This is a genomic window from Modestobacter sp. SYSU DS0657, from assembly GCF_054050925.1.
This window is the reverse complement of record NZ_JBJHAG010000037.1, coordinates 19,207-36,244: the sequence shown is the minus strand read 5'-3', so window position 1 is coordinate 36,244 and position 17,038 is coordinate 19,207. Positions and strand designations below refer to the sequence as shown.

Below are 17,038 nucleotides of genomic sequence, written 5' to 3'. Positions count from 1 at the left end.
CAGGTAGGTGACCGAGCTGCCGTCCTCGAGGGAGAGGAAGGCGTGCCCGAGCCCCTCGGAGAGGTAGACCGCCCGGGGCTCCGCGCTGTCCAGGAGCACGGCCTCGTGCACGCCGAAGGTGGGGGAGTCGACCCGGACGTCGACGACCACGTCGAGCACCCGGCCGGCGGGGCAGTAGACGTACTTCGCCTGGCCGGGGGGCACCAGGGCGAAGTGCACCCCGCGCAGCACGCCGCGGGCGGAGACGCTGTGGTTGGCCTGGGCGAGGGGCAGGCCGGACCCGGTGGCCTCGGCCAGCACGTCGGCCCGGTACCACTCGGTGAACCGGCCGCGAGCGTCGCCGTGCGCGACGAGATCGAGGACGTAGCTGTCGGGCACGGACAGTTCACGGATCTGCACGTCCCGACGCTAGCGGCCGGCCAGCGGCTCTCCCCCTCAGGTGGTGGGGCCACCCAGGTGCAGCCGGCCGGCCAGCGAGGCGCCGCCGAAGGTGGCCGCGGGTTCCCAGCAGGTCGACCAGCCCTCCGCCTGCAGCTGCACCAGGGCCGCGCCGACGACCGCGCCCAGGGCCAGCGAGGTGACCGGGGTGATCGGGTCGGCCAGGTGCACGTCGACGACCTCGCCGGCGTCCCCGTCGTCGCTGCCGTAGCGGAAGACCACCGGGAACTCCGGGAGCGCTGCCACCGCGGTGCGGAAGGCCTCGGTGACCGCGGTCAGGGCACCGGCCCGGGGGGTGCGCTCCGCGGCGGGGCGACGGCTGCCGACCAGGTCGCGGCTGCCGGTCGGGAAGAGGTCGCCGGCGCCCAGCCGGACCAGCGGGCGCGTGCCGGGGTCGGGGTCGGGGACCGGCAGGGCCAGCCCGCGGACGACGGCCACGGGCAGCCCGGCGAGCTTGCCCTTGACCAGGTCGGCGGCGGCGGCCAGCTCGTCGACCACCGCCACCTGGGTGGTCTCCAGCCGGTTGCCGTGCGCGTCCACGGCGCCCCGGTGGTCGACCAGGGCCGGCAGCCCCGCCGACCCGATGGCCACGTCGGTGACCCCGTCCCGCCACGGGCGGCCGAACGTGTCGCTGACGACCACGGCCACGGTCACCCCGAGCAGGCCGGCGAGCGCGGCGCGCAGCTGCCGGGCGGACGCATCGGCGTCGGCCGGCAGCAGCACGAGCGCGTCGGCGGCGACGTTCGAGGCGTCGATGCCGGCCGCGGCGACGACCCAGCCGTGCCGGGTCTCCACGATCCGCAGCGGCCCGCGGCGGGCGACGACCCGCACCGTCTCGGCGTCGATCGCCCGCTGCCGGGCGGCCTCCCGGTCGGCGCCGGGTTCGACCGCCACCAGGTTGCCCTCCACCTTGGAGACGACCTTGGAGGTGACGACGACGACGTCGCCGTCGGCGAGCCAGGGGGCGGCGGTGGCGATCGCGCCGGCCAGGTCGTCCCCGGGTGCGAACTCCGGCAGTCCCGCCACCGGCAGCACCGAGATCCCCGTGGGTGGTCTGGTCACGAGTCGCTCGTGGCCCCGCCCAGGGGCCCGCCCTGAGCTCGCGAAGGGTGGGGAGGGCGGGGTCCTTCCGCGGCGGCGTCCAGGGCGGCCCGGGCCATCGCGCGGGTGGCCTCCGGCGAGCTCATCAGCAGCGGCACGGTGTGCACGTCGACGCCGGGGACCGTGGCGGCGTCGCCGGTGTGCACCAGCCAGGCGTCGAGCAGCCCACCGTCCCGCCGGGCGCCGTAGTGCCGGCCCACCCCCTCCGCGCTGACCTCGACGCCGACCACCGGCAGGCAGCGGTCGGCCATGCCGCGCACGACCTCCCCGCCGACGACGGGGGAGAGGCCCACCACCCGTCCGGCGGCGTCGCGGAGCGCCTCCCGGACGCCGGGCACGCCCAGGATCGTGCCGATGGAGACCACCGGGTTCGAGGGGGCGAAGAGCACCACGTCGGCGGTGCCGAGGGCCTCGACCACCCCGGGGGCGGGGCGGGCGTCGTCGACCCCCACCTGGACGAAGGCCCGGGCCTCCAGGGCGGCGCGGTGGCGCACCCACCACTCCTGGAAGTGGATCGCCCGCTGCCGGCCGGTGTCCGGGTCGGTGACGACGACGTGGGTCTCCACCCGCTGGTCGCTCATCGGCAGCAGCCGCACCCCCGGACGCCAGCGGTCGGCGAGCGCGGCGGTGACCTCCGAGAGCGGGTAGCCGGCGTCGAGCATGCGGGTGCGGACGAGGTGGGTGGCGAGGTCGCGGTCGCCGAGGCCGAACCAGGTCGGCTCGGCGCCGTAGGCGGCGAGCTCGTCCTTGACGGTCCACGTCTCGCCGCGGCGGCCCCACCCGCGGTCGTCGTCGATCCCGTCACCGAGCGTGTACATGACGGTGTCCAGGTCCGGGCAGATGCGCAGCCCGTGCATGGTCACGTCGTCGCCGGTGTTGACCACGGCGGTGACCTGCGCCCCGGGTGCGGCGCTCGTCACGCCGCGCAGGAAGCGAGCTCCGCCGACGCCGCCGGCCAGGACCACGATGTGCACCGGACCATCGTGCCCCTCGGCAGATGTGCACCGCAGCACCGGCCGCCAGCAAGGCGATCTTCACGAAACCGTTCCGTTCCGGTGGGCAGATGGTGCTGGAAACCGCGGCGTGTCCGAGTGCTCGGTGACCACTTACGAACAACTTGTTACGGGAGGGGTCAGAGTGACGAGCGGTTACACCCTCCCAACTTGACCTCGACTCAACGACACGCGTGTAATTCCGATGTTGTCATCGGACGCCGACGGATCCGGAGTGGTCCCGGCGGGTGACAAGAAGCCAGCGAGAGGGGACGCAACGTGATGGCCGAGGTGTCGTGGATGAGCGAGTACCGGAGTGCCGCGCCGGCCGGTCACGGGCGGGACGTGCTGGGGGTGGCCGGGGCGTTCGACCCCGGTTTCCCGGGGCTGGACGGCGAGGAGCAGGGCTGGCAGGAGCGCGCGCTGTGCGCCGAGACCGACCCGGAGGCCTTCTTCCCGGAAAAGGGCGGCTCCACCCGGGAGGCCAAGCGGATCTGCACCGGCTGCGAGGTCCGCGCCGAGTGCCTGGAGTACGCGCTCGCCAACGACGAGCGCTTCGGCATCTGGGGCGGGCTCTCCGAGCGGGAGCGCCGCCGGCTGCGTCGCCGCGCCGGCTGACGAAGGACCCTCCTGCCCCCCCACCGCTGGCAGGCTCGCGGCGGGACCCTGCAGAAGGGCCGGAGGCGGGCCCCGGGATGGGGGCCGACAGGCTCGCGGCGGGAACCCCACCGAGGCCGCCGGGTCCCTCCCCTCGCCGGGACCCGGTGACCGATCCGGTCGCGATGGATGTGGTCGACTGAGGCGTGTCGACCGAGGGGCCGGAGCCGCACGTCGCCGACGGCCGGGCGCGCGTGGTCCGGGAGATCCGCGCAGCCGCGCCGCTGATGGCCGCGCTCGCCGCCCCGCTCACCGCCCGCGGCCCCTGGCTGACCGCCGCCCTCAACGCCCAGTCCGCCCGGGTGCTGGCCCCGGTGCGCGCGCGGGCCGTGGTCGTCGCCCCCGCACCGGGTGCCCGCCCGGACGGGCTGGCCCTGCTCACCTCCCACCGTCGCGGCCTGGTGACCGCGGTGGGCCTGCTCGGCTCGGGCCCGGGCACCGCGCCGCTCCCCGGCGGCCGGCCACCGGCCCGGCTGCTCGCCCGCGACCCCGAGGTGGCCGAGCGTCTGGCCGGGGGCGTGCTCGACCTGCTGGACTCCGTCCGCGGGGCCTGGGCACTGCGGTTGACCGGCCTGCCGCTGGGCGACCCGGTCGTGCGCCGGCTGGCCGCGGCGCTGCCCGACGCCCAGCTGGCCACCAGCCGCAGCCGCCGGCTGGTCGACGAGCTGGACACCGTGGCCGAGGTGCGGCGCAGCCGCGACCCCGCGGAGCTGGAGCGCTGGCTGCCGGAGCTGGCCGGGCGGCTGGGGGCCCGGGCGTTCGCGCCCCTGCGGGCCGCGGCCCGGCTGCACGCCGCCATCGGCCGGCTGGAGCTGGCCGTGGTGCCCGCGGGGACCGGTGCGGCGGCGGTGCTGCTCACGCTGCTGGAGGACGGTCCGGCCGGGGAGGAGCGCCGGCCCTGGTGGGGAGCCAGTGACATCGGGGGGCTCCGTCGGGAGCTCGGCTCCCCGTCGGTGTCGCTGACCGCCTCGCGGGGGCTGGTCAACCTGACCCGGCGCGGCGTCAGTCGGGGAGCGACAGGTCGCTGACGCCGGGCGCCGGGCTGACCGGTGCGCTGTCCAGCCCGAGCTGCAGCACCCCGGTCGCCGCCGCCCGGCCGTCACGGACCCCGCCGTCGGCCGTCAGCGTCGCGGTCAGCCGGTACGCCCGGCCGGTGTACGTGGGGGCGCCGCCGTTGGGTCGGGTGTACGTGGGGAAGAGACCGGCCAGCTCGACCCGGTCGCCGTCGCGGCGCACCTGGAGGCCGGGGTCGGCCAGGTCGGCGTACTCGGTGCGCCCGCGGGCGCAGCCGGCCGCGGCGGGGTCGGCCGGGGGCTCGGCGGTGAGGCAGTTCCAGATCGGCAGCCGGACGTGGGCCAGCGCGCGCTCCCCGTCGGTGGAGACGCTCAGGCTCGGGGTGGTGACCGTCAGCCCGACCGCGCGCTCCTCCAGCAGCAGGCCGGTGAACGCGGCCCGCGCGGTCAGCCCGTCGTCGCCCGGGAGGACCGAGCGGAACGCCAGGGAGCCCGCGGCGGGTTCGGCGGCACGGGTCTCCGGCGACCCGGTCGGCCCGGTCTCCGGGGGTGCTGCCAGCGGGATCGACCGGGCCGCGGTCGCGGGGGTGGTGCCGGTGGGCCCGGTCCCGGCCAGTGCCGCGGCGCCGAGCAGCAGGACGACGGCCCCGGCGGTCGCGGCCTGCGTGCCCCGGCCGTCCGGGCGCCCGGCTGCGCCGGCGGGGACGGCGGTCGCGGTGCTGGCGGAGCTGCCGCTGCGGGGCGCCGCCGGCGGGGCGGGGGAGCCCGGCGGGCGGTCCAGGAACGCGGGCAGGTCGTCGACGACGCCGTCCGGCGGGTCGGTGGTCGGTGCCGTGCCGCCCGCGTCGGAGCCGGTGGTGCGCCCGGCCGGTCCGCGCCGGCCGGCGGTCAGCGCCGTCGTCGCCAGGCCGAGGGCGGCGCCGGTCAGCAGGCCCACCAGCAGCCAGCGGCCGGTCCCGCTGCCACCGGCCGGTTCGGGGGCCGCCGTCGAGACCCGGGCGACGTCCACCAGCTCCTCCGACCGGCCCTCCGCGACGAGCACGTCGACCACGGCGTCCGCGGCCCGGACGGCGTCCGCCCGGTCCGGCAGCGTGCTGCGCACCGTGATGGTCGCCGCGTCCCCGACCCGCTCGACCGCCAGGCCGGCCCGCAGGTCGGCCAGCGGGACGTCGGACAGCGCGGCATCGGAACCGGCGGCGGCGCGCGCGGTCTCCGGAGCGGTGGCCAGCGCGGCGTACCGGTCGGCCACCAGCACCGCCGCCGCGGCGCCGGTCTCGGTCCGCGGGGTGACGGTGAGGCCGGCGGCGGCGGTCACCTGGCGCGGGCGCAGGGCCAGCGCGCCGACGGTGACCGCCAGGACCAGGAGCAGGACCAGGCCGCCGGCCAGCCAGGGGCGCCGGGCGTCCCGTCCGTCGGTCGGGCGGTGGTGCGGTGCGCTCATCGCCGGACAGCATGGCAGTGCCGCGCCGGTGGCCCCGCCCAGAGGCTCGCCCCGAGCCTGCGAGGGGGCCGTCGTCAGCCGGTGGGGTCGATCTCCTCCGGGTCGCGGCCCAGCAGCACCGCCACCTGGTCGACGACCACGTCGCGGACCAGGTCGGCGAGGTCGTCGCGGTCGGCGGCCCGGATCTCCAGCGGGCGCCGGTAGACCACGATCCGCGCCGGGTGCTCGCGGCCGTCCTCGCGGCGGGCGGGCAGCACCCGGGCCAGCGGGACGCTGCCGTCGTCCAGCACGTCGGAGTCGAGCACGACGTCGTCCGGGCTGGAGTGGTCGACCCACGGGACGTCCTCGACCGCGAACTCGACCCCGGCCAGTTCCCGTTCCCACCGGCGCTCCAGGTCCTCGACCGCGTCGAGGACCAGGTCGTCGAACTGCTCCGCCCGGCTGCGCGACAGGGGAACGGTGGGCGGCACCAGCCGCCCGCGCAGCCCGCGACCGTGTCGGTCGCGCCGGGCGCGGGCAGGGAGGCGGTCCATCGCAGGCAGAGCGTACGGCTCCCGGCACGGCCCGGGGACGCCGGTTCCGCGAGGTGCCGGGCGGCCCGGTGGGGCGGGTGGGACGGGCCACCCGGTGTGCCTGCTCCCCAACTTCCGGATCCACGATTACTGTGCCGGTCGTGAGGAACCGGTGGTGAGGCAGTCCCGTCGCTGCTCGCGCAGCGGCTGCGCGCAACCGGCAGCGGCGACCCTGACCTACGTGTACGCGGAGTCCACGGCCGTCGTCGGGCCGTTGGCGACGTACTCGGAGCCGCACAGCTACGACCTGTGCGAGTTCCACGCCCAGCGGCTGACCGTGCCGCGGGGCTGGGAGGTCGTGCGGCACGAGATCGACGCCGACGACGCCGGCATGACCGGCGACGACCTGCTGGCGCTCGCGGACGCCGTCCGCGAGGCGGCCCGCCCCGAGCCCCCGCGCAACCCCGCGGACGACGGCAGCGGCACCCGGCGCGGCCACCTCCGGGTGCTCCCCAACCTCCCCTAGTCGCTCTTCCCGGCCCCGCTGCAGGGCCCCGCCGCGACCTCGCGGGCGGTGGGGGGCAGCGGGGTCCTTTAGGGTTCGGCGCGTGACAGACCTGTCGTCGATCATCAAGGCCTACGACGTGCGTGGGCTCGTCCCCGAGCAGTGGGACGAGGACGTGGCGCGGGCCATCGGCGCCGCCTTCGCCGAGTTCGTCTCCGCCGAGGCCCTCGCCGCGGGGAGCGAGGCGACCGCGGTCGTCACCGCCCACGACATGCGCGACTCGTCGGTCCCGCTGTCCCGCGCGTTCGCCGAAGGGGTCCTCTCCCGCGGCGTCGACGTCGTCGAGGCCGGGCTCGGGTCCACCGACATGCTGTACTTCGCCGCCGGGTCGCTGGAGATGCCCGGGGCGATGTTCACCGCCAGCCACAACCCCGCGCAGTACAACGGGATCAAGCTGTGCCGCGCCGGCGCCGCCCCGATCGGCCAGGACTCCGGCCTGGTCCAGATCCGCCGGTGGGCCGAGACCGAGCTGGACGCACCCGGCACCGCCTTCGGCCGTGCGCCCGACCGGGTCGGCAGCGTCTCCGCGCGCGACCTGGTCGCCGAGTACGCGGCGTACCTGCGCCGGCTGGTCGACCTCTCCGGCATCCGCCCGCTCAAGGTCGTGGTCGACGCCGGCAACGGGATGGGCGGCTTCACCGTCCCGGTGGTGCTCACCGGGCTGCCGCTGGACGTCGTCCCCATGTACTTCGAGCTCGACGGCAGCTTCCCCAACCACGAGGCGAACCCGCTGGACCCGGCCAACCTGGTCGACCTGCAGGCCGCGGTCCGCGAGCACGGCGCCGACATCGGCCTGGCCTTCGACGGCGACGCCGACCGCTGCTTCATCATCGACGAGCGGGGCGAGCCGGTCAGCCCCTCGGCGATCACCGGGCTGGTCGCCGTCCGGGAGCTGGCCAAGGGCCGCGGGACCACGATCATCCACAACCTGATCACCTCCCGCGCCGTGCCGGAGATCGTCCGCGAGCACGGTGGGGAGCCGGTGCGCACCCGCGTCGGCCACTCGTTCATCAAGGCGGAGATGGCGCGCACCGACGCGGTCTTCGGCGGCGAGCACTCCGCGCACTACTACTTCCGGGACTTCTGGCGCGCCGACACCGGGATGCTCGCCGCGATGCACGTGCTCGCGGCGCTCGGCGAGCAGTCCCTGCCGCTGTCGGAGCTGACCGCGGAGTACGAGCGCTACGCCGCCTCCGGCGAGATCAACTCCACCGTGACCGACGCCGCCGGGCGGGTCGCCGCGGTGCGGAAGGCCTTCGAGGAGGGCGAGGGGGTGACCGTCGACGAGCTCGACGGGCTGACCGTCTCGCTGCCCGACGGCTCCTGGTTCAACCTGCGGGCCAGCAACACCGAGCCGCTGCTGCGGCTGAACGTGGAGGCTCCGGACGCGGCACGGATGGCCGAGCTGCGCGACGAGGTGCTGAGGACGGTGCGGGCATGACCGACGGCGACACCGGCGGACGTGCGGACACGCTGGGCATCGACCCGGCGCTGCTGGAGATCCTGGCCTGCCCGGACACCCACCACACCCCGCTGACCCTCGACGTGCCCGCGGCGGAGCTGGTGTGCCCGACCTGCTCGCGGGCCTTCCCGGTGCGCGACGGCATCCCGGTGCTGCTGCTCGACGAGGCGCGGCTGCGGCCATCACGGCGGGGCTCGTGACGACGGGGCCCGTGAGAGGGGGTCGGGCGTGACCTCTCCCGAGCTCGCCGAGGAGGTCCTCGACGACCTCTCCCTGCTGCGGGCCCGCGACCCCCGGGGCCTGCTGCCGGCGGTCGCCGGCGCCGGTGCCCAGGTGCGGGAGACCGCCGCGCTGACCGGCGAGACCGACCTCGGCCGGGTCACCGCCGGTGGCCGTCCGCGCGGGCTGGTCATCGTGGGCCGGCGCGAGGGCGCGGTGGCCGCCGAGGTGCTGCGCAGCCTGCTGGGCCCGGCGAGCCCGGTCACCGTCGACGTCGTCCCCGGGCCGGCGCTGCCGGTGTGGATGGGCGCCTCCGACATCGCGGTGGTCGCCACCCGGACCGGCGCCGGGCAGTACGCCGTCGCGCCGGCCTACGAGGCGGCCCGCCGCGGCGTGGCCCTCGTCGGCATCGGCGCGGTCGACGCCCCGCTGCACGCCGCCTGCGCCACCGCCCGCGCGCCCTACGTGCCGCTGCCTGCCAACCGGGTGCGGCACGCCACGCTGTGGTCGCTGCTCACCCCGATGCTGCTGCTCGCCGCCGAGCTCGGGCTGCTGCCGGGCGACACCGCCGACGTCTCCCCGGTCGCCGACGCGCTGGACGCGGTCGCCGCGGAGTGCGGGCCGGCCCGGGAGTCGTTCGTCAACCCGGCCAAGACGCTGGCGCTGGAGCTGCTGGACGCGCTGCCCGTGATCGTCGCCGAGGGGCCGCTGGCCGGCGCCGCGGCGGGCCGGGTCGCCGACCAGCTGGCCACCCTCGCCGGGCTGCCGACCACCACCTTCCGGCTGCCCGACCAGCGGGTCGCCGCGCGCACCGTGCTGGCGGGACCGCTGGCTCCGGAGGGCGGCGAGGACGACTTCTTCCGGGACCGGGCCGAGGACGCCGGCCGGCGACTGCGGCTGCTGACCCTGCGGGACGCCGGCGCCGGCGCCAGCGAGGGGGCGCACGAGCGCGATCCCCGGTCGGCGGGGGAGGCGATGACGGAGGTGCTCCGCATCGCCGCGGAGCACAACGTCCCGGTGAGCCGGCTGGCCGACGACGACCAGCCCGAGCGCCACCCCCGGCTGGCCCGGGTGGCCAGGCAGCTGGCCGTCGCGGACTTCAGCGCCGTCTACCTGGCACTGGCCCTGGACCACGAGAGGGCGCTGGGCTCGTGAGCGGCATGCCGGCGGCGCGGGCGGCGGCGGCGCCGGGCGCGACTACCCCCGCCGGGTGAGCCGCGGCGGCGCGGGTCTCCAGTTCCCGAGGGAGGTGGCCGACTCCCTGGAAGTGACCACTCCACCGGTAGCCTCCGACTCGATGTGGCAGCTGGACAGCCCGGTGCGGCACTACCCGTGGGGGAGCCGGACGGTCATCCCCGAGCTGCTCGGCCTGCCCTCGCCGGCCGAGCAGCCGTTCGCCGAGCTCTGGATGGGAGCCCACCCCGACGCCCCGAGCCGGCTCGCCGACGGCACCGGCCTGGACGAGGCGATCGCGGCCAACCCCGACGAGCTCCTGGGCGTCCGGGTGCGCGAGCGCTTCGGGCCGCGACTGCCCTTCCTGATGAAGGTGCTGGCCGCGGACACCCCGCTGTCGCTGCAGGCGCACCCCACCACGGCCCAGGCCGAGGTGGGGTTCGCCGCGGAGGAGGCCGCCGGGGTCCCGCACGACGACCCGACGCGGACGTTCAAGGACCCCTTCCACAAGCCGGAGATCCTGCTCGCGATCACCCCGGTCGAGGCGCTGTGCGGTTTCCGGCCGGTGGCGGAGTCGCTGCACTGCCTGGCCAAGCTCCAGCTGCCCGAGCTGATGCCGACGATCGCCGCGCTGGCCCACGGCGGGCTGCGGGCCGCGATCCCGCAGCTGCTGGCGCTGTCGCAGCTGCGCAGGACGTCGCTGGTCGCCGCGGTGGCCGAGCGGGCCGCGTCCTTCGTCGCCGCGCACGACCCGGAGTTCATCAACACCTACCGCTGGGCGGCCACGCTGGCCGAGCAGTACCCGGGTGACCCCGGCGTCGTCATCTCGCTGATGTGCAACCACCTGCGGCTCGCCCCGGGTGAGGCCGTGTTCCTGCCCGCCGGCAACCTGCACGCCTACCTGTGCGGGGCCGGCGTCGAGGTGATGGCCAGCTCGGACAACGTGCTCCGCGGTGGGCTCACCAGCAAGCACGTCGACCTGGCGGCGCTGATCGAGGTGCTGGACTTCACCGACGGCCGGGTCCCGGTCATCCACCCGGTGCTCGGCCCGGGCGGCCTGCGCTACCCGGTCCCGGTCGACGACTTCGACCTCACCCGGTGCCAGGTCGACGTCGACCCCGGTGTGCTGACCACCGCCGGCCCGCAGCTGCTGCTGTGCGCCGAGGGCACCGCACGGCTGGCCGCGGCCGACGGTGAGCTGGTCCTGGAGCGGGGGCAGTCGGCGTTCGTGCCGGCCGGGGCCCCGGTCACCGCGCGCGGCCCTGCCGTGCTCTACCGGAGCACCACCGCCCTGCGCTGACGAAGGACCACCCTCCTCCCCACGCCTCGCACGCTCGGCGCGGGCCCCTGGAGGGCGGCCGTTCCAGCACCTCACCAGGCGGCCGTCCCCGCAGCTCACCTGCACTACCCTGGGACACGGCACGAGCCCCGCCGAAGCCTCGGCATGCTCGCTCACCGCGTCCGCCTGACCGATCGTCAGGGGACTCAGCGACCGACGACCGCCCGCCGACCGAGTGGGCCGGACACTGGAGCGACATGACCGCCAGCACTGGCAACCCCGTCCTGACCGACGGCGACTTCAAGGTCGCCGACCTCTCCCTCGCCGGCTTCGGCCGCAAGGAGATCTCCCTCGCCGAGCACGAGATGCCCGGGCTGATGGCGCTGCGCGCCGAGTACGGCGACGCCCAGCCGCTGGCCGGCGCCCGGATCGCCGGCTCGCTGCACATGACCATCCAGACCGCGGTGCTCATCGAGACGCTGACGGCGCTCGGCGCCGACGTGCGCTGGGTCAGCTGCAACATCTTCTCCACCCAGGACCACGCCGCCGCGGCCATCGTCGTCGGCGACGGCACCCCGGAGCAGCCGTCCGGCGTCCCGGTGTTCGCCTGGAAGGGCGAGACGCTGGAGGAGTACTGGTGGTGCACCCAGCGGCTGTTCGAGTTCCGTGACGAGAACGGGGACGTCGTCGGGCCGAACATGGTGCTCGACGACGGCGGTGACGCCACCCTGCTGATCCACCTGGGCACCCGGTTCGAGGCCGACGGTGTCGTGCCCGACACCACCGACGCCGACTCCGAGGAGTACGGCGTCATCCTCGACGTGCTGCGCGGCACGCTGGCCACCGACGGGCAGTACTGGACCCGGATCGGCCAGGGCATCAAGGGCGTCACCGAGGAGACCACCACCGGCGTGCTGCGGCTGTACGAGCTCGCCCGCGAGGGTCGGCTGCTCTTCCCGGCGATCAACGTCAACGACTCGGTCACCAAGAGCAAGTTCGACAACCTCTACGGCTGCCGGCACTCGCTGATCGACGGCCTCAACCGGGCCACCGACGTGATGATCGGCGGAAAGGTCGCCGTCGTCTGCGGCTACGGCGACGTCGGCAAGGGCTGCGCGGAGTCACTGCGCGGCCAGGGCGCCCGGGTGATCGTCACCGAGATCGACCCGATCAACGCCCTCCAGGCCGCGATGCACGGCTACGAGGTGACCACGCTGGACGAGGTCATCGGCAAGGCCGACATCATCATCACCGCCACCGGCAACAAGGACATCATCTCCGCCGAGCAGCTGGCCTCGACCAAGCACCAGGCGATCATCGGCAACATCGGCCACTTCGACAACGAGATCGACATGGCCGGCCTCGCCCGCACGCCCGGCGTCACCCGGACGACGATCAAGCCGCAGGTCGACGAGTGGCAGTTCGCCGACGGCCACACGATCATCGTGCTCTCCGAGGGGCGGCTGCTGAACCTCGGCAACGCCACCGGGCACCCGAGCTTCGTCATGAGCGCGTCGTTCTCCAACCAGACGCTCGCCCAGATCGAGCTGTGGAACAACCGCGCCGCCTACGAGGGCAGGACCCCCGGCGTCACCGTGCTGCCGAAGAAGCTCGACGAGCACGTCGCCCGGCTGCACCTCGACGCCCTCGGGGTGAAGCTCACGACGCTGACCAAGGTCCAGGCCGACTACCTCGGCGTCCCGGTCGAGGGCCCGTACAAGAGCGACCACTACCGCTACTGAGGAAGGACCCCCTCGCCCCCACCGCTCGCGCGCTCGCGGCGGGACCCTGCGAGGGGGCCGTTCCAGCACGTCGCGTCCGCCCCTCACCCCCGTTCGGGGTGAGGGGCGGACGGCTTTCCCGGCCGGGTGGGAACGATTGCCGCGCTCCGTCACGCACAATGGCGCCGTGCCCCCTTCCGCACCCATGCCAGGAGCCAGTCGCGGCCGCGTGCTGGTCGTCGACGACGACGCCGCCCTCGCCGAGATGCTCGGCATTGTGCTGCGGCGCGAGGGATACGAACCCGCCTTCGTCTCCGACGGCGCCCGGGCGGTCGCCACGTTCCAGCAGGTCCGGCCCGATCTGGTGCTGCTGGACCTGATGCTGCCCGGCCGCAACGGCCTGCAGATCTGCCAGGACATCCGCACCCAGTCCACGGTCCCGGTCATCATGCTGACCGCGAAGGGCGACACGATCGACGTCGTCCAGGGCCTGGAGGCCGGCGCCGACGACTACGTGACCAAGCCGTTCAAACCGGTGGAGCTGGTCGCCCGGGTGCGGGCGCAGCTGCGGCGTGGGGAGAACGGTCAGGCGGAGAGCCTGTCCATCGGCGACGTGCTGATCGACGTCCCGGCGCACCAGGTGACCCGGGACGGCGAACCGATCGCGCTGACCCCGCTGGAGTTCGACCTGCTGGTGGCGCTGGCCCGGAAGCCCCGTCAGGTGTTCACCCGGGAACTGCTTCTGGAGCAGGTGTGGGGCTACCGGCACGCCGCGGACACCCGGCTGGTCAACGTGCACGTGCAGCGGCTGCGCGCCAAGGTCGAGCGCGACCCGGAGAAGCCCGAGGTCGTGCTGACCGTCCGCGGCGTCGGGTACAAGGCCGGCCCCCCGTGAGCGGAGGGGGCCGCGGGAGCGAACCAGTGGGCGCCGTGAGCGGCAGCGGACCAGTGGGCGCCGTGAGCGGCAGCGGACCAGTGGGCACCGTGAGCGGGCCGTCCGGCCGGTGAGCACCGTGCCACCCGCCACGTCGGCACCGACGGTGGCCGGGCCCGACGCCGCGCCGGCCGCGCGTCCGGGTGGTGCGCCCGGCACCGCCCAGCGGCTGCGGCGCGGGGTGCGTCGCCGGGCCCGGCGGGCCCGCCGCAAGGCGCTGGTCGGCAGCTGGCGGCTGGCCCGCCGGGCGCTGCACGCCTGGCGCTCCTCGCTGCAGCTGCGGGTCGCCTCGATCACCGTCGTGGTCGCCGGCGCGGTGGTGGTCGTCGTCAGCCTGGTGCTGTTCCGCCAGATCACCGACCAGCTGCTGGGCGTGAAGGAGCAGGCGGCGATCGACCAGTCGCTCAACGGCATCCCGTTCGCCCAGTCCGAGGTCAGCGCCATCGCCACCGGCGACTCCGCCAGCGTGCGGTCGGCGCTGGCCCGCACCGTCGAGGGGCTGCAGCAACGCGGGGGCGCCGCCGGCGACTTCGACGTCGTCATGCTCTACCGCTCCGGTGAGTTCGAGCGGCCGGCGGTCAGCCGGCGCGACGTCTACCCGGCGTTGCCCGCCGACCTGCGCGCGGAGGTCGCCGCCGGCTCGCAGGCCTACCGCTACGCCCCCGTGCCCGACGACCAGGGCGAGCCGGTGCCCACCCTGCTGGTCGGCGCGCCGGTGCCCACCGATGCCGGGGCGGGGGAGCGGGTGGAGCTGTACTTCGCCTTCCCGCTGGACCAGGAGCAGGAGAGCCTGGAGCTGATCCGCAGCACCGTGGTGATCAGCGGGACCGCCCTGGTGCTCTTCGTGGTGGGGATCGGGGTGCTGGTCACCCGGCTGGTCGTCGACCCGGTGCGGCGCGCCGCGGGCAGCGCCCAGCGGCTCGCCGAGGGGCACCTGGAGGAGCGGCTGGCCGTCCGCGGCGAGGACGAGCTGGCCCGGCTGGCCACCAGCTTCAACGCGATGGCCGACAGCCTGCAGCGCCAGATCACCCAGCTGGAGGGCTTGTCCCAGCTGCAGCAGAGGTTCACCTCCGACGTGTCCCACGAGCTGCGCACGCCGCTCACCACGGTGCAGATGGCGGCCGCCGTCCTGCACGACGCCCGCGACGAGTTCGACCCGGCGGTGGCCCGCTCCGCGGAGCTGCTGCAGGCCGAGCTGAACCGCTTCGAGGTGCTGCTGTCGGATCTGCTCGAGATCAGCCGGTACGACGCCGGCGCCGCGGTGCTGGAGGCGGAGGCGCAGGACCTGCGGCGGCTGGTCGAGCAGTCGGCCGAGGGGATGACCGCGCTGGCCGAGCGGCACGGCTGCGAGCTGCGGGTCGACGTCCCCGCGAAGCCGGTGGTCGCCGAGGTCGACGGCCGGCGGATCGAGCGGGTGCTGCGCAACCTGGTGGGCAACGCGGTCGAGCACGGCACCGGACGCCCGGTGGAGCTCACCCTGGCCGCCTCGGGCAGCGCCGCGGCGATCACCGTCCGGGACCACGGCGTCGGCCTGAGCAGCGCCGACGCCCAGCACGTCTTCGACCGCTTCTGGCGCGCCGACCCCTCGCGGGTGCGCACGGTGGGCGGCAGCGGGCTGGGCCTGTCGATCAGCCTGGAGGACGCCCGGCTGCACGGGGGCTGGCTGCAGGTGTGGGGTCAGCCGGGGCAGGGAGCCCAGTTCCGGCTCACCGTGCCGCTGACCGCGGGTGCGGCGCTGACCAGCAGCCCGCTGCCGCTCCGCCCGGTCATGCCGCGCCGGACGGAGGACGCCCGGTGACCGCCCGGCGGCGGTGGACCGCCCTGGTGAGCCTGCTGGCGGTCCTGGTGCTGGCCGGCTGCAACACCGTGCCGAGCAGCTCGCCGACCGTGCGGATCACCCAGGTTCCCCAGCCGCCCCGCGGGGACGTCGGCGTCGAGCCGTTCGGCCCGGTGGCCGGGGCGACCCCGGAGGAGGTCGTCCGGGGCTTCATCGAGGCCAGCGCCAGCCCGACCCGCAACCACCCGGTGGCCCGCCAGTACCTGACCACCGGGGCGGCGGAGTCCTGGTCCGACGCCGACGGCATCACGATCATCAGCCGCGACTACGCCGCGGTGCGCGCCCAGCCGGGCACCGTCGAGGTGACCGCGGCGAAGGTGGGCACCGTCGACCAGCGGGGCGTCTTCACCGTCGCCGGCGACGAGCAGTACAACGGCTCCTTCACCCTCGTGCAGGAGGAGGGTGAGTGGCGGATCACCGACCCGCCGGGTGGCCTGGTCATGCTGCAGCCGGACTTCGAGCGCACCTACGACCAGCTCGACGCGTTCTTCCTCGACCCCACGTTCAGCCGCGTCGTGCCCGACCCCCGTTACCTGGTCTCCGGTGACGCCCAGTACAACCTGCTGGTGGAGCGGCTGCTCAGCGGGCCCTCGCCGACGATCGCCGCCGGGGTGGAGAACCCGCTGGCGGGGGCGCAGCTGCGCAGCGCCGTCGAGGTCTCCGGCCAGACCGCGACGGTCGACCTCACCTGGCCGGACCGGGTCTCCGACACGACGCTGGAGGCCGCGGCCGGCCAGCTGGTCTGGACCCTGGTGCGCGCCGGCCTCGGCGCGGTCGAGGTGCGCCGGGACGGCCAGCCGTTGGGCATCCCCGGCCTGCCCGTCGCGCAGACCACCGACGACTGGGTGCGCCTGGACCCGGACTACGCGCCGGCCGACGCGGTGGGGCACTACCTCGCCGGCGGCGCGCTCCGCCGGGCCACCGACGGCGAGCCGGTGCCGGGCCCGGCGGGTGCCGGGGCCTACGGGCTGCAGTCCGCGGCGATCACCACCGACCGGGAGGGTGCGCTGGGCCTCACGGCGGGCGTCTCGACGTCGGTGAACCCGATGGGTGCGCCGGCGACGCTGTTCGCGGGGCCGTACGGCGGGGAGATGGCCCCGGTGCTCGGCGGCCCGGGCTTCACCCCACCGACCACCGCGGGCCCCCGCGCGGAGGTCTGGACGGTCCGCGACGGCACCGAGGTGGTGCGCCTCGCCGCCGGGGGCGCCCCGCAGACGGTGAGCGCCACGACGCTGGCCGGCCTGGGGCGGGCGACGGCGTTCCAGCTGTCGCCGGACGGGGTCCGGGCGGCCGTGGTCATCGAGGGCCCCGACGGCGGCCGGTTGTACGTCGGCACCGTGGTGCGCGACGAGGAGGCGGTCAGCGTCCGGGACCTGCGCTCGATCACCCCCTCACTGCGGGAGGTCACCGACGTGGCGTGGCGGAACGCGGGCGTGCTGGTCGTCCTCGCCGCCGACGCGGGGGAGGAGCGCGCCGTCCCCTGGTCGGTCGACGTCGACGGCTGGGCGCTGACCGCGCTGGCCACCGCCGGCCTGCCCGCTGACCGGACCGGCCTGGCCGCCGCCCCAGGTCGCCCGTTGCTGGTCAGTGCCGACGGCACGATCTGGCAGCTGATCAGCGGCACCTGGGTGACGCCGATCCGCAGCGCCGGGCCGCTGGCCGGGGGAGCGCCCTTCTACCCGCTCTGACCCGCC

16 protein-coding genes are annotated in these 17,038 nt (G+C 75.6%); 11 read left to right on the top strand and 5 right to left on the bottom strand.

What is annotated here, in order from left to right; genetic code table 11:
- From ACI79A_RS18140 to cofD, 3 genes are all read right to left on the bottom strand, one after another.
- Positions 1-399, bottom strand: a 399-nt coding sequence (locus ACI79A_RS18140; RefSeq protein WP_457085156.1) for a dTDP-4-dehydrorhamnose 3,5-epimerase family protein, incomplete at its 3' end; no start/stop codon positions are given.
- Between the two features lie 36 nt (positions 400-435).
- Entirely contained in the window at positions 436-1,500 is a 1,065-nt protein-coding gene (locus ACI79A_RS18135; protein WP_457085155.1) for a coenzyme F420-0:L-glutamate ligase, read from the bottom strand.
- The gene (gene cofD / locus ACI79A_RS18130; RefSeq protein WP_457085154.1) at positions 1,497-2,513 is read right to left on the bottom strand and encodes a 2-phospho-L-lactate transferase; all 1,017 of its coding nucleotides are present in this window, start codon (positions 2,511-2,513) and stop codon (positions 1,497-1,499) included. Before cofD ends, ACI79A_RS18135 begins: the two co-directional genes overlap by 4 nt.
- A 300-nt stretch (positions 2,514-2,813) precedes the next feature.
- On the opposite strand from cofD, the gene ACI79A_RS18125 reads away from it, so the two are divergent.
- Both ACI79A_RS18125 and ACI79A_RS18120 read left to right on the top strand, forming a co-directional pair.
- Entirely contained in the window at positions 2,814-3,149 is a 336-nt protein-coding gene (locus ACI79A_RS18125) for a WhiB family transcriptional regulator (protein WP_457085153.1), read from the top strand.
- Positions 3,150-3,334: 185 nt separating this feature from the next.
- Positions 3,335-4,216 carry a hypothetical protein gene (locus tag ACI79A_RS18120; protein WP_457085152.1) on the top strand — a complete coding sequence of 294 codons (882 nt, stop codon included), beginning with the start codon at positions 3,335-3,337 and terminating at the stop codon, positions 4,214-4,216.
- Here the strand turns inward: ACI79A_RS18120 and ACI79A_RS18115 are convergent.
- Both ACI79A_RS18115 and ACI79A_RS18110 read right to left on the bottom strand, forming a co-directional pair.
- Positions 4,191-5,642 (bottom strand): hypothetical protein, encoded by a 1,452-nt coding sequence (locus tag ACI79A_RS18115; protein ID WP_457085151.1) that lies wholly within the window; start codon positions 5,640-5,642, stop codon positions 4,191-4,193. The two genes, ACI79A_RS18120 and ACI79A_RS18115, sit on opposite strands and share 26 nt — an antisense overlap.
- A 74-nt stretch (positions 5,643-5,716) precedes the next feature.
- Positions 5,717-6,175, bottom strand: coding sequence for a metallopeptidase family protein (locus tag ACI79A_RS18110; RefSeq protein ID WP_457085150.1), 459 nt, complete (start codon positions 6,173-6,175; stop codon positions 5,717-5,719).
- A 154-nt stretch (positions 6,176-6,329) separates the two neighbouring features.
- Here ACI79A_RS18110 and ACI79A_RS18105 point away from each other — a divergent pair, with 154 nt between their 5' ends.
- The 9 genes from ACI79A_RS18105 (at position 6,330) to ACI79A_RS18065 (ending at position 17,032) form a co-directional block, all read left to right on the top strand.
- The gene (locus tag ACI79A_RS18105; protein WP_166521177.1) at positions 6,330-6,680 is read left to right on the top strand and encodes a DUF3499 domain-containing protein; all 351 of its coding nucleotides are present in this window, start codon (positions 6,330-6,332) and stop codon (positions 6,678-6,680) included.
- An 82-nt stretch (positions 6,681-6,762) separates the two neighbouring features.
- Positions 6,763-8,160: a phosphomannomutase/phosphoglucomutase gene (locus ACI79A_RS18100; protein ID WP_457085149.1), complete on the top strand. Its 1,398-nt coding sequence runs from the start codon at positions 6,763-6,765 to the stop codon at positions 8,158-8,160.
- On the top strand, positions 8,157-8,381 hold the full coding sequence (locus ACI79A_RS18095) for a Trm112 family protein (RefSeq protein WP_457085148.1): 225 nt from the start codon (positions 8,157-8,159) through the stop codon (positions 8,379-8,381). Before ACI79A_RS18100 ends, ACI79A_RS18095 begins: the two co-directional genes overlap by 4 nt.
- Positions 8,382-8,409: 28 nt before the next feature.
- Entirely contained in the window at positions 8,410-9,555 is a 1,146-nt protein-coding gene (locus tag ACI79A_RS18090; protein ID WP_457085147.1) for an SIS domain-containing protein, read from the top strand.
- A 142-nt stretch (positions 9,556-9,697) separates the two neighbouring features.
- Entirely contained in the window at positions 9,698-10,873 is a 1,176-nt protein-coding gene (manA, locus tag ACI79A_RS18085) for a mannose-6-phosphate isomerase, class I (RefSeq protein ID WP_457085146.1), read from the top strand.
- Positions 10,874-11,109: 236 nt separating this feature from the next.
- Positions 11,110-12,594 (top strand): adenosylhomocysteinase, encoded by a 1,485-nt coding sequence (gene ahcY / locus ACI79A_RS18080; RefSeq protein WP_457085145.1) that lies wholly within the window; start codon positions 11,110-11,112, stop codon positions 12,592-12,594.
- Between the two features lie 166 nt (positions 12,595-12,760).
- Positions 12,761-13,468 carry an MtrAB system response regulator MtrA gene (gene mtrA, locus ACI79A_RS18075; RefSeq protein ID WP_457085144.1) on the top strand — a complete coding sequence of 236 codons (708 nt, stop codon included), beginning with the start codon at positions 12,761-12,763 and terminating at the stop codon, positions 13,466-13,468.
- 118 nt (positions 13,469-13,586) lie between these two features.
- A complete protein-coding gene (gene mtrB / locus ACI79A_RS18070; protein ID WP_457085143.1) occupies positions 13,587-15,305 on the top strand; it encodes an MtrAB system histidine kinase MtrB in 1,719 nt (572 codons plus the stop codon).
- On the top strand, positions 15,302-17,032 hold the full coding sequence (locus tag ACI79A_RS18065) for an LpqB family beta-propeller domain-containing protein (RefSeq protein WP_457085142.1): 1,731 nt from the start codon (positions 15,302-15,304) through the stop codon (positions 17,030-17,032). The genes mtrB and ACI79A_RS18065 overlap by 4 nt, the downstream gene beginning before the upstream one ends.
- The last annotated feature ends 6 nt before the right edge of the window (positions 17,033-17,038 follow it).

What these genes read in the sequence shown, in the direction of transcription:
- ACI79A_RS18125 (WP_457085153.1), top strand. Translation starts at nt 2,814, where the DNA reads ATGGCCGAGGTGTCGTGGATGAGCGAGTACCGGAGTGCCGCGCCGGCC.
- ahcY (WP_457085145.1), top strand. Translation starts at nt 11,110, where the DNA reads ATGACCGCCAGCACTGGCAACCCCGTCCTGACCGACGGCGACTTCAAG.
- ACI79A_RS18110 (WP_457085150.1), bottom strand. Translation starts at nt 6,175, where the DNA reads ATGGACCGCCTCCCTGCCCGCGCCCGGCGCGACCGACACGGTCGCGGG.
- manA (WP_457085146.1), top strand. Translation starts at nt 9,698, where the DNA reads ATGTGGCAGCTGGACAGCCCGGTGCGGCACTACCCGTGGGGGAGCCGG.
- ACI79A_RS18095 (WP_457085148.1), top strand. Translation starts at nt 8,157, where the DNA reads ATGACCGACGGCGACACCGGCGGACGTGCGGACACGCTGGGCATCGAC.
- ACI79A_RS18115 (WP_457085151.1), bottom strand. Translation starts at nt 5,642, where the DNA reads ATGAGCGCACCGCACCACCGCCCGACCGACGGACGGGACGCCCGGCGC.